This is a genomic window from Streptomyces sp. NPDC002032 (genome assembly GCF_042890765.1).
Classification (GTDB): domain Bacteria; phylum Actinomycetota; class Actinomycetes; order Streptomycetales; family Streptomycetaceae; genus Streptomyces.
The window spans coordinates 14,604-29,612 of record NZ_JBIASM010000030.1 but is presented as its reverse complement, the minus strand read 5'-3'; the positions used below and the strand labels follow the sequence as shown (position 1 = coordinate 29,612).

The following is a 15,009-nucleotide window of genomic DNA, read 5'->3' as shown; positions in this document are numbered from 1 at the left end:
CTTACACCGCCTCGCGCAGGTCGAGGCCGATGTCCAGGATCGGCGAGGAGTGCGTCAGGGCGCCGACCGCCAGGAAGTCCACACCGGTCTCGGCGTAGGCGCGGGCGCTCTCCAGGGTCAGGCGGCCCGAGGACTCCAGGGTGGCGCGGCCCGCGACGATCGTGACGGCCTCCTCCGTCTCCGGGACGGTGAAGTTGTCCAGCAGGATCAGATCGGCGCCCGCGTCCACGGCCTCGCGGACCTGGTGCATCGTGTCGACCTCGACCTCGACGGGGACGTCCGGGAAGGTCTCGCGGACGGCCTTGAAGGCCTGGGCGACGCCACCGGCGGCGATGACGTGGTTGTCCTTGACCAGCGCCGCGTCCGACAGGGACATCCGGTGGTTGACCCCGCCGCCGCAGCGGACCGCGTACTTCTCCAGCGAACGCAGGCCCGGAGTGGTCTTGCGGGTGTCCCGGACCTTCGCGGACGTGCCCTCCAGGACGTCGGCCCAGCGGCGGGTCGCCGTCGCGATGCCGGAGAGGCGGCACACGATGTTCAGGGCGCTGCGCTCGGCGGTCAGCAGGTCGCGGGTGCGCGAGCGCACCGACAGCAGCAGCTGGCCGGCCTCGACCGTGTCGCCGTCCTCGGCGTGCCGCTCCACCTCGAAGGCCTCGGTGCAGACCACGGAGAACACGGCCTCGGCGATGCGCAGGCCGGCCACCACGCCGGCCTCGCGGGCCACGAAGTCCGCGACGGCCTCGGCGTCCTCGGGGACGGTGGCCACCGTGGTCACGTCCACGCCGCCGTCCAGGTCCTCGGACAGCGCCATGTGCGCGATGTCCTCGACCTCGATCGGGTCGAGGCCCGCGTCCACCAGCAGCTGGGCCAGCGCCGGGTCGAGACCGGTCTCCTCGCCCTCGCCGCAGCCGCAGTCGTCGCCGCAGCCGCCTTCGTTCTGGTCGATCAGGGGGAGTTCGGGGGTGCTCACGGTCGCTGCTCCAGGCTCTGGGGGGTGAGGGGGACGTCCACGGACGGGAAGTCCGCGGAGTCGGTGGGGGTGACGACCAGGGCCCGCCGCTCGGTCGCCGACAGCCGGACCACGAGGTGACGGCGCCAGGCGGCGTCGTCCCGGTCGGGGTGGTCCTCGCGCCAGTGGCAGCCGCGGGTCTCGGCGCGCCGCTGGGCGGCGGCCACCAGGACGCGGGCCACGCACAGCAGGTTGGTCGCCTCCCAGGTCTCCACGCCCGGGACGGCGGTCTTGCCGTGGGCCTCCAGCTCGCCCAGGGCCGTCGCGTAGAGGGTCTCCAGCGCGGCGGCGGCCGTGTCCAGCGAGCGGGCGGAGCGGAGCACGCCCGCGCCGTCCGTCATGATGCGCTGGATCTCGTAGCGCGCCTCGGCGGGCTGGAGGGGGCCCGTCGCGGGGACGGGGATGCCCGGGCCGCCGCCCGCGGGGGCGTGGGCGACGATGTGGTCCGCGATGCGCTCGGCGAAGACCAGGCCCTCCAGCAGGGAGTTGGACGCGAGCCGGTTCGCGCCGTGCACGCCGGTGCAGGCCACCTCCCCGCAGGCGTACAGGCCGGGGACGGTGGTACGGCCCAGCAGGTCCGTACGGACGCCGCCGGAGGCGTAGTGCGCGGCCGGCGCGACCGGAATCGGCTCGGTCACCGGGTCGATGCCGTGGGAGCGGCAGGCGGCGAGGATCGTCGGGAAGCGGCTCTCCCACATCTCGGCGCCGAAGTGCCGGGCGTCCAGGTACATGTGCCGCGCGCCCTGCTCCTGCATGCGGCGCATGATGCCCTTGGCGACGATGTCCCGCGGGGCCAGCTCGGCGAGCTCGTGCTGGCCCACCATGAAGCGGACCCCGTCCGCGTCGACCAGGTGCGCGCCCTCGCCGCGGACCGCCTCCGACACCAGCGGCTGCTGGCCCTCGGCGTCGGGCCCGAGGAAGAGGACGGTGGGGTGGAACTGGACGAACTCCAGGTCGGAGACCTCCGCCCCGGCGCGCAGGGCCAGGGCCACGCCGTCGCCGGTGGACACCGACGGGTTGGTGGTGGCGGAGAAGACCTGGCCCATGCCGCCGGTCGCGAGGATCACGGCGGGCGCGTGGACGGCGCCGACCCCGTCGTGCTGGCCCTCGCCCATGACGTGCAGGGTGACGCCCGCGGTACGGCCCTCGGCGTCCTGGAGGAGGTCCAGGACCAGCGCGTTCTCGACCGTCTCGATGCCCGCCTCGTGGACGGCCTCCACCAGGGCGCGGGAGATCTCGGCGCCCGTGGCGTCACCGCCCGCGTGCGCGATGCGGCGGCGGTGGTGGCCGCCCTCCCGGGTCAGCTCTATCTCGCCGGTGTCCGCGGAGGTGTCGAAGACGGCGCCGGTGGCGATCAGCCGGCGGACCGCGCCGGGGCCCTCGGTGACCAGGAGCCGGACGGCCGCCTCGTCGCACAGGCCCGCGCCCGCGACGAGCGTGTCGTCCAGGTGCTGCTCGGGGGTGTCGCCGTCGCCCAGGGCCGCGGCGATGCCGCCCTGCGCCCAGCGGGTGGAGCCGTCGTCGAGGCGCGCCTTGGTGACCACGACCGTACGGCGGCCCGCGGCGGCGCAGCGCAGCGCGGCGGTCAGGCCCGCGACGCCCGATCCCACGACCACGACGTCCGCGTCGACGGCCCAGCCGGGGGCGGGGGCGTGCAGCCGTATGCCGGTGCCTCCGGTACCGCCCGCCGGGATGGCTCTGCCTGTGGTGCTCACGCGTGTGCTCCGAACTCCAATGGGATGTTGTCGATCAGCCGGGTCGCGCCGACCTTCGCCGCGACGGCCAGGACGGCCTCCCCGGTGAAGTCGGGGCCCACCTCGGTGAAGTCCTTCGGGTCCACCAGGGCCAGGTAGTCCAGGGCCAGCGGCGGATCGTGGCGGGCCGCCTCCTCCAGGACGTGCCGGGCGGCGGACCGTACGGCCTCCGGCAGGCCCGCGCCGGCCGCGGAGACGGCGTGCGCGTCGGCGGAGGCGCGGATCTCGCCGAGCCGGGCCAGGCCCGCCGCGCGCTCGTCGCTGGCGGGGGCGGCCTCGGCGCGGGCGCGCAGGGCCGCCTGGGCGGCGAGCCGGTCCCGGCCCGCGAACAGGGCGCGGGACAGGGCGAGGGCGGTGCGCCGCTCGGCCGGGTCCAGATAGCGGTTGCGGGAGGACAGGGCGAGCCCGTCGTCCTCCCGGACCGTCGGGACGCCGGCCACCTCGACGGGGAAGTTGAGGTCGGTCACCATGCGCCGGATCAGGGCCAGCTGCTGGGCGTCCTTCTGCCCGAACAGCGCCAGGTCGGGGCGGGTCAGGTGGAGCAGCTTCGCGACGACGGTGAGCATCCCGTCGAAGTGACCGGGCCGGGTGGCGCCTTCGAGGCGGCCGCCCATCGGGCCGGCGGTGATCCGCACCTGGGGGGCGCCGCCGGGGTAGACCTCGTCGGCGGCCGGGGCGAACACGGCGTCGGCGCCCGCCTCCGCGGCGATGCGCAGATCGGCTTCCAGGGTGCGCGGGTAGCGGTCGAGGTCCTCGTTCTCCCCGAACTGGAGGGGGTTGACGAAGACGGTGACCACGACCTGCCCGTCCGGGCCGGCCTGGGCGCGGGCCGTGCGCACGAGGGTGGCGTGGCCCTCGTGCAGGGCGCCCATCGTCATCACGACGGCGCGGCGCCCGGAGCGCGGCAGCCCGTGCAGCTCGGCGGCGGTGTTCAGCAGCAGGAGCGGGCCGGTCATCGCTCGCCACCCTCCGGTTCGGCGGTCGGTTCGGCGCCGTCCGCCAGAACGTCCAGCAGGTCCGCGGCGAGTTCGGGCTTGAGCAGGCCGTGCGCCAGGGCGCGGTCGGCGGTGGTGCGGGCCATCGCGAGGTACCCGGCCACCGCAGCCGGGGCGTGCTTGCGCAGCTCCGACACGTGCGCGGCGACCGTACCGGCGTCACCGCGGGCCACCGGCCCCGTCAGCGCGGCGTCGCCGGAGCGCAGGGCGTTGTCGAGGGCCGCGCCCAGCAGCGGGCCGAGCATCCGGTCGGGGTGCTCGACGCCGGCCGTACGGAGCAGCTCCATCGACTGGGCGACCAGGGTGACCAGGTGGTTCGCCCCCAGCGCGAGGGCGGCGTGGTAGAGCGGACGGCTGTCCTCCGCGATCCACTCGGGCTCCCCGCCCATCTCGATGACCAGCGCCTCCGCGGCCAGCCGCAGCTCCTCGGGGGCCGTCACGCCGAAGGAGCAGCCGCCCAGGCGCTGCACGTCCACCTCGGTGCCGGTGAAGGTCATCGCGGGGTGCAGGGCCAGCGGCAGGGCGCCCGCGCGGCGCGCGGGGTCGAGCACGGAGGTCCCGTAGCGCCCGGAGGTGTGCACGAGGAGCTGTCCGGGGCGGACGGCGCCCGTCTCGGCGAGGCCCTCGACCAGACCGGGCAGCGCGTCGTCGGGGACGGTCAGCAGCACCAGCTCGGCGCGCTCCATCACCTGCGCCGGGCTGACCAGCGGCACGTCGGGCAGCATCCGCGCGGCGCGCCGCCGGGAGGCGTCGGAGACGCCGGAGACGGCGACGGGGCGGTGCCCGGCCTGCCGCAGGGCACGGGCCAGTGCGGGGCCGACCCGGCCCGCGCCGACGACTCCGACCGTGAGCCGGGCAGGGCGGTCGGACGGATCCCGGGGCTCCGTCTGATGGGGTGCGTTCACGCGGGGAAGGCCTTCCGTTCCAGTCCGCGGGGGGTACCGGACGATACGCCGCCATGCTAGCCCCTGGGGGACGGGCCGGTCGGCGGCGGCAGCGGGCATGATCGGCCCATGACGGATCACACGACGGGTGACGCGGCGGACGGCTGGGCGGACGGCTCGGGGCAGGCCGCGGGGCAGGGCCCGGGGCAGGGCGCGGCGGACGGCCCCGACGAGGAGACGGAACGGACGGAGCGGCAGCTGGCGGCCTGGCGGGGGGCCGGGCGGGTGCTCACGCGGGCCGCCCACGAAATGACGGTCCGCGAGCTCCTCGCCGACCTGCCGCAGGCCCCCTACGACCTGGACGAGCCGGCCGACGTGTACGGCGACGGGGTCGTCGCCGAGCTGGAACGGCGCGTCGCCGACCTGCTCGGCACCGAGGACGCGGCGTTCTTCCCGACCGGGACGATGGCCCAGCAGATCGCCCTGCGCTGCTGGGCCGGCCGCACCGGCAGCCCCGTGGTCGCCCTGCACCCGCTGAGCCACCCGGAGCGCTGGGAGGGCGGCGCGCTGTCGGCGGTGTCGGGGCTGCGCACGGTCCACCCGACCACGGAACCGCGCCAGCCCACCGGCGACGAGGTCGCCGCCCTCCCGGAACCCTTCGGCACGCTGATGGTGGAGCTGCCGCTGCGCGACGCGGGCTTCCTGCTGCCGACCTGGGAGGAGTTGGAGGAACTGGTGGACGCCGCCCGGGAGCGGGACGCGGTGGTGCACTTCGACGGGGCCCGGCTGTGGGAGTCCACCGCCCACTTCGGCCGGCCCCTCGCGGAGGTCGCCGCCCTCGCGGACTCCGTCTACGTCTCCTTCTACAAGTCCCTCGGCGGGCTGAGCGGGGCCTGCCTGGCCGGGACCCGGAGCTTCGTGGAGGAGACCCGCGTCTGGCGCCACCGCTACGGGGGCCAGGTGTTCCGGCAGTTCCCACAGGCCCTGGCGGCCCTGGCCGGCCTGGACCGCGAGCTGCCCCGGCTGCCTTCGTACGTGGACCGGGCGAAGGTCGTCGCCGAGGCCCTGCGGGAGGGCTTCGCCGGGGCCGGCCTGCCGTGGTTCCGCATCCACCCGGAGGCGCCGCACACGCACCAGTTCCAGGTCTGGCTCCCGTACGGGGCGGACCGGCTGACGGAGGCGGGGGTCCGCCTGGCGGAGGAGACGGGAACGGTCCTGTTCCGCCGCTGGACGGACCAGAGCCCGCCGGGCCTGTCGATGACGGAACTGGAGATCACGGAGCCGGCGCTGACGTGGACGCGGGACGACATCGCGACGGCGGTGAAGGGGTTCCTGGAGCGGCTGTAGGGGGGTGGGGGCGGGTCGGGGCGGGTCGGGGTCCGGGGGGCGGGGTGTCAGTTGATCGGCATCAGGGAGGGTTTGGGGGTTTCCCGTCAGTCTCATCGTCCTTCCGCGTCGGGCCGGTCCCTCAAGGGCGCTCCTTCGTCGCGTCGCTTCGCGATGGCCTTCGGCCACCCTTGACCGACCGTCCCGCCACGGAAAAACGAAGACTGCCGGGAAACCCCCAAAAGAACGTTCACGGGGCACGACTGACAGTCCTGTCCTCATCAGGGAGCCGAGACCCCCACCGCAAGGGACCCCAGGTGGGCCCGCCGTCAGGCCCGCGTGCTGCCACTCCGGGCCCGGGGCAGCCAGACCACACCAAACAGCGACCAGAACAACCGGGCGGAACATCCGGCGCATCAGATCGCTACGCGCTTCTCCCGGCATAGCGTCCGCCGGCCGTCTGTGGCTGGGAATAAGCCGCCCAAGGGGCGATTGAGGGCGGGCAGTCAGGCGTCTGCGGCCGTGATGGAGTGAGAGAGCGACCAGAGTGACTTTTCATGCGGGTTGAGGGCGATCGATGCGGGTTGAGGGCGATCGTCGCCTGCCGAGCGCCATCTGACGATCGTCGTCTGCCGATCGTCGGCTGGGGATCGTCATCTGCCGATCTCCGTCCGCCGCTCTCCGTCCGCCGGGGGGCGGTCGCCCGTCAAGTAAGGCCATTTCTTCGCCTTGGGCGGCTTATGTCCAGCCACAGACGGCCGGCGGACGCTATGCCGGGCGAAGCGCGTAGCGATCTGATGCGCGGGGGCCTCTGCTGGAGCCGCAGGCTCGTCGTATCGCTGTCTCGTGTGGTCTGGCCGCCCCCGGCCCGGAATCTGGTCTGGGAGGGCCGGATGTCGGGCCCACCTGGTCCCTCGGCGGGAGGGGTCTTGGCTCCCTGAGAAGGATCGGCCAGGCTCACTGCCCCGTGAACGTTCTTTTGGGGGTTTCCCGGCAGTCTTCGTTTTTCCGTGGCGGGACGGTCGGTCAAGGGTGGCCGAAGGCCATCGCGAAGCGACGCGACGAAGGAGCGCCCTTGAGGGACCGGCACGACACGGAAGGACGATGAGACTGACGGGAGACCACCAAACCCTCCCTGACACCGCCCAGCTGGAACCCCGCCCCCCAGACCCCGCTCCCCCTTCCCGCCCCCCTCAGCACGTCCCCGCGCCCGCCCCCGCCCCCGCGCCCCAGCGCCGCAGGCGGCGGAGGGTGTGGAGCCAGGGGTGGGTGGCGGGGCGGCCGTCGAGGACGGCGTTGAACTGGGCCCGCGTACGGGCCTCGCGCAGGACGGCCACGTCGTCCCGGCCGGGCGGCGGGGGCGGCGGGGTGCCGTGCTGGGCGGCCCTGTAGGTGTCGAGGAGGTACTGCTCGATGGCGCTCATGCATCCACCCTCACCCCGTCGGCGGCAACCCGCGCGACGATTGACGCTCCCCGTCAATCGTGGCCTCCCACCTGCACCGGAGCCCCCCGCCGCAGGGGCGCGGGGGCCGGGCCGGATGGCGTACCCCGGGCATCGGCGGAGGGCGCTCACCGGCCAGAATGGGGCGATGAGCGTCACCATCGACATCGCCGGGCTCCCCGCGGAGCGGATCGGCTTCGCGCCGGCCCCGCTGGCCGAGCTCTGCATGGCGCTGCACGCGCTGTCGCAGCCCACCCACCATCCCCGCCTGCAGTCCTGGACGACGGCCACCCGGGCCGCGCTGGACCCCTGCCTGGCGGACCGGCTGCTGGACGCCGACTTCATGTGGCGCAGCTCCTTCTCGGACATCTTCATGCCCTTCGCCGGGATCCCCGGCGGCAGCGGCCGTCCCGGGGCGACCCTGGCCGAGGACCTGGACACGCTCGACCGGATGGACGACGAGCGGTTCGTGATGGCCGCCCTGGAGCACTGCTGGCTCTCGCTCTACAACGAGGGCGGCGGGCCCTCCCCGCTGAAGGACGCGGGGGCCCGGGCCAAGGCGCTGGAGACGGCCGCCGCGCGCGGCCCCCGCCAGCTGGCGTTCTCGGTCCGGCTGCTCGACGACACCGACGCGGTCCGCGTCTGGCTGCGCCGGATGCTGGAGGACTGCGAGGAGGCCTTCTTCGCCGAGACCTGGGGGCGCCTGGAGTCCCGGCAGACGGCGGACACCCGGCACAAGACGGAGGTGCTGCGCCGCAAGGGGCTGCCCGCGGTGCTGCGGGAGGTGTCGGCGGCGCTGAGCGTGGACGAGGGGCTCACCACGATCACCGCCGACAAGATGGTCAACGGCCAGGCGACGGCCACCGATCCGCGGATCGGGGCCGGGCTGCTCTTCGTACCGACGAACTTCGGCTGGCCGCACCTGCTCGTACTGCACGCTCCCGGCTGGCGTCCGGTGGTGCACTACCCGCTGGATTCGCCCGAGCTGGGCTCCCCGCCGGGCTCGGTGGAGCTGCTCACCCGCCGGATGGAGGCACTGGCGCACCCGATGCGGATGATGCTGTGCCGGAGCCTGGCGCGGGCCCCGTACACGACGAGCGAGCTGGCGCGGGTGTACGGGATCACGCCGCCGGAGGTGTCCCGGCACCTGGCGGTGCTGAAGAAGGCGGGGCTGCTGCACACGCGCCGCCAAGGGCGTTATGTCCAGCATCAGTTGGATCTGGCGGTGGTGGCCCGCATAGGTTCCGATTTCATCGAGGGGATCCTGCGGTGACTTCCGCGGTACTTCGGCGGTGACTTCCGCGGTGACTTCCGCGGTGACCCTTCTGCGGACGGTGGCCGAATTCGATCGGCGCAGACTCACCGATATGCGGATTTCACAAACCGGAAGCAGTTAAAAGTCTGGCGAGAGCGGTCTGTTGATGCCTAACGTGCGTCCACCACTCACCTGCCCCACCCCACTGCCCGCGTGCCGTGAAAGGACCTTCATGCCCTCTCGCCGTATAGCCGCAGCCACCGCCGCTCTGGCGGCCGCGGCCCTCGTCTCCCCGCTCCTCCTCGCCGGCCCGGCGGGCGCCACCGCAAGCCCCGAGAGCGACGCCGCGAAGGGTGACGCGCTGGCCAGGAAGCTGGTCCGGGAGTCGACCGGCAAGGGTGCCAACAACCACCTGAAGGTCTTCCAGTCGATCGCCGACTACAACAAGGGCACGCGCGTCGCCGGCTCCAAGGGCCACGTCCAGTCCGCCACGTACGTCGAGGGCGTGCTGAAGGCGGCCGGGTACAAGGTCACGCGCAACGAGTTCGAGTTCGTGTACGTCGAGACCGTCGCGGAAACGCTGAAGGTCAACGGCGCCAACGAGCGCGACGTCCCGATCAACCTGATGACGTACACGGCCAGCGGCCCCGCGGACGGCGTCACCGCGCAGCTCGCGGTCGCCCCGGTCGACGCCGACGGCTCCAACGGCTGCGAGCCCGGCGACTTCGCGCCCGGCACCTTCACCGGCAAGATCGCGCTGGTCAAGCGGGGCGGCTGCACCTTCGCGGTGAAGCAGCAGAACGCGGCGGCGGCCGGCGCGGTGGGCGCGGTCATCTACAACAACACGGCGGGCACCCTCAATGGCACCCTCGGCGACCCCGCCGCGGGCAAGGTCCCCACCGGCGGCGTCTCCCAGGCGGAGGGCGAGAAGCTGGCCGCCGAGGCGGCCGCCGGCCCGGTCGAGCTCACCCTCGACATCCGGGAGCTGCGCGAGAACCGCAAGACCTTCAACGTGGTCGCGGAGACCAAGGGCGGCGACGAGAACAACACCGTCTTCCTCGGCGCGCACCTGGACTCGGTCGCGGCCGGTCCCGGCATCAACGACAACGGCTCCGGCTCGGCGGGCATCCTCCAGGTCGCGCAGCGCCTGGCGAGCAGCCAGACGAAGGTCAAGAACAAGGTCAAGTTCGCCTGGTGGTCGGCTGAGGAGTTCGGCCTGCTCGGTTCCGAGGCATACGTCGCCTCGCTGACCCCGGAGCAGAAGAAGCAGATCAAGCTCTACCTCAACTTCGACATGATCGCCTCGCCGAACGCCGCGTACTTCGTCTACGACGGCGACGACTCCGACAAGGTCGGCTCGGGCCCCGGCCCCGAGGGCTCGGCGCAGCTGGAGAAGCAGATCACCGACTTCCTCGACGCGCAGAAGATCCCGCACGAGGGCAGTGACTTCACCGGCCGCTCGGACTACGGCCCGTTCATCGAGGCGGGCATCCCGTCCGGTGGTACGGACACCGGCGCCGAGGGCATCAAGACGCCCGAGCAGGCGGCGAAGTTCGGTGGCCAGGCGGGTGTCGCCTACGACGTGAACTACCACGGCAAGGGCGACGACATCACCAACATCGACCAGAAGGCGCTCGACATCAATGTCGACGTCATCGCGAACGCGGTCGGCCACTACGCCTACGACCTGGCCCCGCTGACGCAGCCGGTCGTCTCCAAGCCGACCACCGGTTCGGGCAACGGCGGCGGTCTGCGCCCGGGTCACGACCACGACCACACCGTCTCGCAGTAGTCGTACGCCGCGCGCACACATGCGCACGCGACAGCCGTCGCAGGGGCCGTCATCCCGCCGGGGTGGCGGCCCCCCGCCGTCCCCGGCCTACGCCGGCGGCCAGGGCGGGACGCCGACCGGCTGGACCAGCCAGCCGAAGTCGCCGAGGCCCCCGCGGGCCGTGAGTTCCGCCGCCTCGCCCGCCGCCGACAGGGCCCGGACGTACGCCGCCGGGTTGGTGGAGGCCAGGGCCAGCGGGGGGCGGCCGCCGAAGACGCCGAGCGCGGTCAGCGCCTCGCGCTGGGTGAGCAGGGCGGCGCCCGGCCCCGCGCAGGCGTCGAGCGCGACGTGCGCGGTGACGTCGCGGGCGCCGTCCGGGACCGCCGCCACCTCCCGGCCCGCCCGGAACCCCGTCAGGGTGCCGTACGGGGGCCGGGCCGCGCGGGTGTGGGCGTAGTCCACCGCCACCGCCAGGCCCCGCTCCAGGGTGGCGACGGCCGCCGCCCAGGCCTCGTCGCGGGTCCGGCCGACCTCCGCCCGGCCCTCCCCGGCCGCCGCGCCGGGCCACCACCGCTCCAGCCAGGCCCGGTCCGCCGGATCCGGGGGGCCGCCGGGGGTCTCCGTACCGTCGGGGGCGACCAGGACGTAGCGGCCGTCCTCCACGACGTCGAGGGGTACGTTGTCCAGCCACTCGTTCGCGAACAGCAGCCCCACCGACCCCGCCGGGGGCTCGGCCACCCAGCGGATCCGCGGGTCCAGCCCGGCCGGCCGCGCCGCGCGCTCCACGGCGTACGGGCGCACCCGCGCCGCCACCCCGGGCTCCAGCGCCGCCAGCACCCCGGTCAGCAGCTCGCCGCGCCCGGCCCCGACGTCGACCAGGTCCAGCCGCGCCGGGTGCCCGAGGGCCTCGTCCACCGTGCGCAGCAGCCGGGCCACGGCTCCCGCGTAGAGGGGCGAGGCGTGCACGGAGGTGCGGAAGTGCCCGGCGGGCCCGGGGCCGCCGGGGCGCACGTAGAAACCGCCCGGACCGTACAGCGCGGCCTCCATCGCTGCCCGCCAGCGGACCGGCCCCCTGACTGCATCCTCAGCGCTCATCCGACAAAGGCTAAGGTCACCCTCCACCTTGGGGAGTACTCCCCCGCCCCAGGGATCGCACCTGTGGTTGACTCCAGCACCTATCTCCTTTCCCTACTCTGGGTTACGTGCAGCGCCTCTACGACTTCATCCGCAGACACCCGACGGGCGTCGACAGCTTCTGGGCTGTCCTCCTCTTCGGGCTGTCCATGCTGATCGTCGCGAGCGACTCGGGCGCGACCGGCGCGGATACCCTGCACCGGCTGCTGGCCGTGCCGGTCGTGGTCGCGCTGTGCACCGCCGTCGCGCTGCGCCGCAAGTGGACCGTGCCGATGTTCTGGCTGACGGTCGGGGCGGGCGTCTGCCAGCTGGTGCTGGGCCCGGAGGCCAACCTCTTCGACTTCGCGATGCTGGTGGTCCTGTTCACCGTGGCCGCCGGGGACGTCCCGCGATGGGTTTCCCGGACCGCGCTGGGCGTCGGGCTGCTGGCCTCGCCGCTGTACTTCGCGCGCCACGGCGTGGACAAGGGCCCCGGCACCAGTACGTCCGAGGTCGTCCTGTTCACCCTGTTCATGATGGTCCCCTTCGCCCTGGCCTGGGTGATGGGCGATTCCCTGCGCACCCGCCGCGCCTATTACGCGCAGCTCGTCGAGCGCAACCAGCGGCTGGAGAAGGAGCGCGAGGCGCAGGCCAAGGTGGCGGTGGCCGCCGAGCGCGCCCGGATCGCCCGCGAGCTGCACGACGTCGTCGCGCACAACGTGTCGGTGATGGTGGTCCAGGCCGACGGGGCCGCGTACGTCATGGACGTGGCGCCCGAGCAGGCCAAGGAGGCCCTCCAGACGATCTCGGGGACGGGCCGGCAGGCGCTCGCGGAGATGCGGCGGCTGCTGGGCGTGCTGCGCACGGGCGAGCCGCAGGAGTCCGAGGACTACGTGCCGCAGCCCGACGTCGAGCAGATCGAGGTGCTGGTCGAGCAGGTGCGGGCGGCCGGGCTGACGGTGGACTTCGAGGTCGAGGGCGCCCCCCGCAAGCTGCCGAGCGGGGTCGAGCTGACCGCGTACCGGATCGTGCAGGAAGCCCTGACGAACACCCGCAAGCACGGGGGCCCGAAGGCCCGGGCGAGCGTCCGCCTGGTCTACTTCGACGACGGGCTCGGCCTGTTGGTCGAGGACGACGGCCGGGGCGCGGCGCACGAACTGTACGAGGACGGCGGCGCCGACGGCGCCGGCCACGGCCTGATCGGCATGCGCGAGCGCATCGGTATGGTCGGGGGAACCCTGGACGCGGGCCCGCGGCCGGGAGGCGGCTTCCGCATCAGCGCGCTGCTCCCGCTCAAGAAGAGATGACGAGGTCGAGGTAACTGATGTCCATTCGCGTGATGCTCGTCGACGACCAGGTGCTGCTGCGCACGGGCTTCCGTATGGTGCTCGCCGCCCAGCCGGACATGGAGGTCGTCGCCGAGGCGGGGAACGGCCTGGAGGCGCTGGAGGTGCTGCGGGCCACGAAGGTGGACGTGGTGCTGATGGACGTGCGCATGCCGAAGCTCGACGGGGTGGAGGCGACGCGGCGGATCTGTGAGCCGGAGGAGCACCCGAAGGTGATCATCCTGACCACCTTCGACCTGGACGAGTACGCCTTCTCCGGGCTGAAGGCGGGAGCGAGCGGGTTCATGCTGAAGGACGTGCCGCCGGCCGAGCTGCTGGCCGCGATCCGGTCCGTGCACAGCGGGGACGCGGTCGTGGCGCCGTCGACGACGCGGCGGCTGCTGGACCGGTTCGCGCCGCTGCTGCCGTCGACGACGGAGGAGCCGCAGAACAAGCAGGTCGAGCGGCTGACGGACCGGGAGCGCGAGGTCATGCTGCTGGTGGCCCAGGGCCTGTCGAACGGCGAGATCGCGGCCCGGCTGGTCCTCTCCGAGGCCACGGTGAAGACGCACGTGGGCCGCATCCTGACCAAGCTGGACCTGCGGGACCGGGTCCAGGTCGTGGTCCTGGCCTACGAGACGGGCCTGGTCCGCGCGGGCGGTCTGTAGCGCGCGGCCGCCGGCCGGGCGGCGGGCCGGGGCGGCGGGCCAGCGCGGAGGGCCGCAGCGGGCCGCCGTCAGACCGTCGTGCGCAGGTGGGCCAGCAGCGTGGAGAGGGTGTCCCAGGCGGCCGGGTCGGTGCCGTCGCCGAGGGGGTAGTGCAGGCCCGGCCGGTGGGCGGGGCCGACCGTGGACGGCCGCAGGGCCAGCGGCGGGCGACGGGCGTGGGTCAGCGTGGCCCCGGCGACGCCCGCCCCGCCCAGGGTGAACGACACCGGCAGCGGCGCCGCGCCGAACCTCGGCACCACCGCGAGGTCGCGGCGGCCCGGCCCGACGGAGGCCAGCATGCTGACCAGGCCGTGTTCGGCGACCAGCGTCCCGGCGAGTCCCGCGAGGGCGTCCAGCGGCAGCGGGTCGGCGGGGCCCCGGCCCAGGGTCAGGGTGACGTCCTCCTCGACCCCGCCGGCCGTGCGGCTCACCCGTACGACGGCCAGCGCGTCCGGCCCCACCACCGTGAGCAGGGTCGGCTCCGGCGCCCGCCCCCGGGCCAGCCCGGTGAGCTGGCGCGGCGACCAGGGCAGGTTCACCGGCTCGGCGGTGCCCCAGCCCGCCGGCGCCTCCCCGGTCAGGGCCCGCCAGGCGGCTTCGACGGAGCGGCCGAGCAGGGTCTCCTCCTCGGCGGGGTGCTCCGTACGGAACGAGACGGTCAGCCGGCGTTCCCCCGCCGCGTCGGCGTCGGCCCGCGTGAAGGCGGCCGCGGCCCGGGTCTGGCCGGCTGCGTCGCGGACGGGCGCGAAGGTGCCCTCCTGCCAGCTCAGGACCGCCCCGGAGAGGCCGTCGTAGTAGCCGCAGTCGGGGTCCTGGACGACCCACCGGTTGGGCGCGCCGGTCAGCGCGGCGCGCAGCGGCAGGCTGAGCCGGCAGTGGGCGGGGGTGACGATGTGCAGGGCCGCGCCGAAGCCGGCCGTGGTGCGCAGGACGTCCGACAGCCAGGCCGTCAGCGGGACCACGGGCCGGTCGGCGAGGACGACGGCGGTGGACTCGGTGACCACGTCGACGGTGGGCAGGGCCCCCACCGGCGCGGGCGCCGCCGCGGCCTCGGAGCCGACCGGGACCTCGGTGATCCGTCCGGCGCCGGGGGGCCAGACCGTGCCGCCCAGGACTTCGGCGAGCCGCCCGGCCACGCCTCCGGCCAGGTCGGCCGCCTCGGGGACGGCGGTGGAGGCGCGGGTCTCCGTCCACCAGACGGGGGTGCGCGCGGGGGTGCCGAGGAGCCGTTCCACCTCGCCGGGCACCTGGACCAGGACGGGCGCCTCCACCGAGACCAGCGGCCTGCCGCCCGCGCCCAGCAGCTGGATGACGGCCCCGTCGGCGACGGCCGTGGCGTCCAGGTCGGTGCCGCCCGCCGCGAGGGCCACGAGCAGCGCGGCCGTGTCGGGCATGTTCGGGGTGAGGGCGATGACGTCCTTGGTCACG

Annotated in this window: 12 protein-coding genes; 5 read left to right on the top strand and 7 right to left on the bottom strand. The window is 74.2% G+C overall.

The features are described from left to right. Position 1 precedes the first annotated feature (1 nt). The 4 genes from nadC to ACFYYT_RS35085 are packed head-to-tail and all read right to left on the bottom strand — an operon-like array spanning position 2 to position 4,663. The gene (gene nadC / locus ACFYYT_RS35100; protein WP_351831104.1) at positions 2–970 is read right to left on the bottom strand and encodes a carboxylating nicotinate-nucleotide diphosphorylase; all 969 of its coding nucleotides are present in this window, start codon (positions 968–970) and stop codon (positions 2–4) included. Further along, complete coding sequence (locus ACFYYT_RS35095; protein ID WP_351831107.1) at positions 967–2,724, bottom strand: L-aspartate oxidase; 1,758 nt, start codon at positions 2,722–2,724, stop codon at positions 967–969. The genes nadC and ACFYYT_RS35095 overlap by 4 nt, the downstream gene beginning before the upstream one ends. Further along, entirely contained in the window at positions 2,721–3,719 is a 999-nt protein-coding gene (panC, locus tag ACFYYT_RS35090) for a pantoate--beta-alanine ligase (protein WP_351831108.1), read from the bottom strand. Before panC ends, ACFYYT_RS35095 begins: the two co-directional genes overlap by 4 nt. Beyond that, entirely contained in the window at positions 3,716–4,663 is a 948-nt protein-coding gene (locus tag ACFYYT_RS35085) for a DUF2520 domain-containing protein (protein WP_351831110.1), read from the bottom strand. The genes panC and ACFYYT_RS35085 overlap by 4 nt, the downstream gene beginning before the upstream one ends. Positions 4,664–4,771: 108 nt before the next feature. On the opposite strand from ACFYYT_RS35085, the gene ACFYYT_RS35080 reads away from it, so the two are divergent. Further along, positions 4,772–5,989, top strand: a complete 1,218-nt coding sequence (locus ACFYYT_RS35080) for a beta-eliminating lyase-related protein (RefSeq protein ID WP_351831112.1) — start codon at positions 4,772–4,774, stop codon at positions 5,987–5,989. Positions 5,990–7,161: 1,172 nt separating this feature from the next. On the opposite strand, the gene ACFYYT_RS35075 is transcribed toward ACFYYT_RS35080, so the two are convergent. Beyond that, complete coding sequence (locus tag ACFYYT_RS35075; RefSeq protein ID WP_351829082.1) at positions 7,162–7,392, bottom strand: hypothetical protein; 231 nt, start codon at positions 7,390–7,392, stop codon at positions 7,162–7,164. Positions 7,393–7,558: 166 nt separating this feature from the next. Here ACFYYT_RS35075 and ACFYYT_RS35070 point away from each other — a divergent pair, with 166 nt between their 5' ends. Together ACFYYT_RS35070 and ACFYYT_RS35065 are read left to right on the top strand one after the other, a co-directional pair. Beyond that, complete coding sequence (locus ACFYYT_RS35070; protein WP_351829081.1) at positions 7,559–8,683, top strand: DUF5937 family protein; 1,125 nt, start codon at positions 7,559–7,561, stop codon at positions 8,681–8,683. Between the two features lie 214 nt (positions 8,684–8,897). Next, positions 8,898–10,457: a M28 family metallopeptidase gene (locus ACFYYT_RS35065; RefSeq protein WP_351829078.1), complete on the top strand. Its 1,560-nt coding sequence runs from the start codon at positions 8,898–8,900 to the stop codon at positions 10,455–10,457. Between the two features lie 87 nt (positions 10,458–10,544). Here the strand turns inward: ACFYYT_RS35065 and ACFYYT_RS35060 are convergent, their stop codons facing one another. Continuing rightward, positions 10,545–11,531, bottom strand: coding sequence for an SAM-dependent methyltransferase (locus ACFYYT_RS35060; protein WP_351829075.1), 987 nt, complete (start codon positions 11,529–11,531; stop codon positions 10,545–10,547). Between the two features lie 107 nt (positions 11,532–11,638). Between ACFYYT_RS35060 and ACFYYT_RS35055 the strand changes: the two genes are divergently transcribed. Beyond that, the gene (locus ACFYYT_RS35055; protein ID WP_351829073.1) at positions 11,639–12,856 is read left to right on the top strand and encodes a sensor histidine kinase; all 1,218 of its coding nucleotides are present in this window, start codon (positions 11,639–11,641) and stop codon (positions 12,854–12,856) included. A gap of 17 nt (positions 12,857–12,873) precedes the next feature. After that, positions 12,874–13,542: a response regulator transcription factor gene (locus ACFYYT_RS35050; RefSeq protein ID WP_351829071.1), complete on the top strand. Its 669-nt coding sequence runs from the start codon at positions 12,874–12,876 to the stop codon at positions 13,540–13,542. Between the two features lie 68 nt (positions 13,543–13,610). On the opposite strand, the gene ACFYYT_RS35045 is transcribed toward ACFYYT_RS35050, so the two are convergent. After that, positions 13,611–15,008, bottom strand: coding sequence for a DUF6177 family protein (locus tag ACFYYT_RS35045; RefSeq protein WP_351829069.1), 1,398 nt, complete (start codon positions 15,006–15,008; stop codon positions 13,611–13,613). Between the last annotated feature and the right edge of the window lies 1 nt (position 15,009).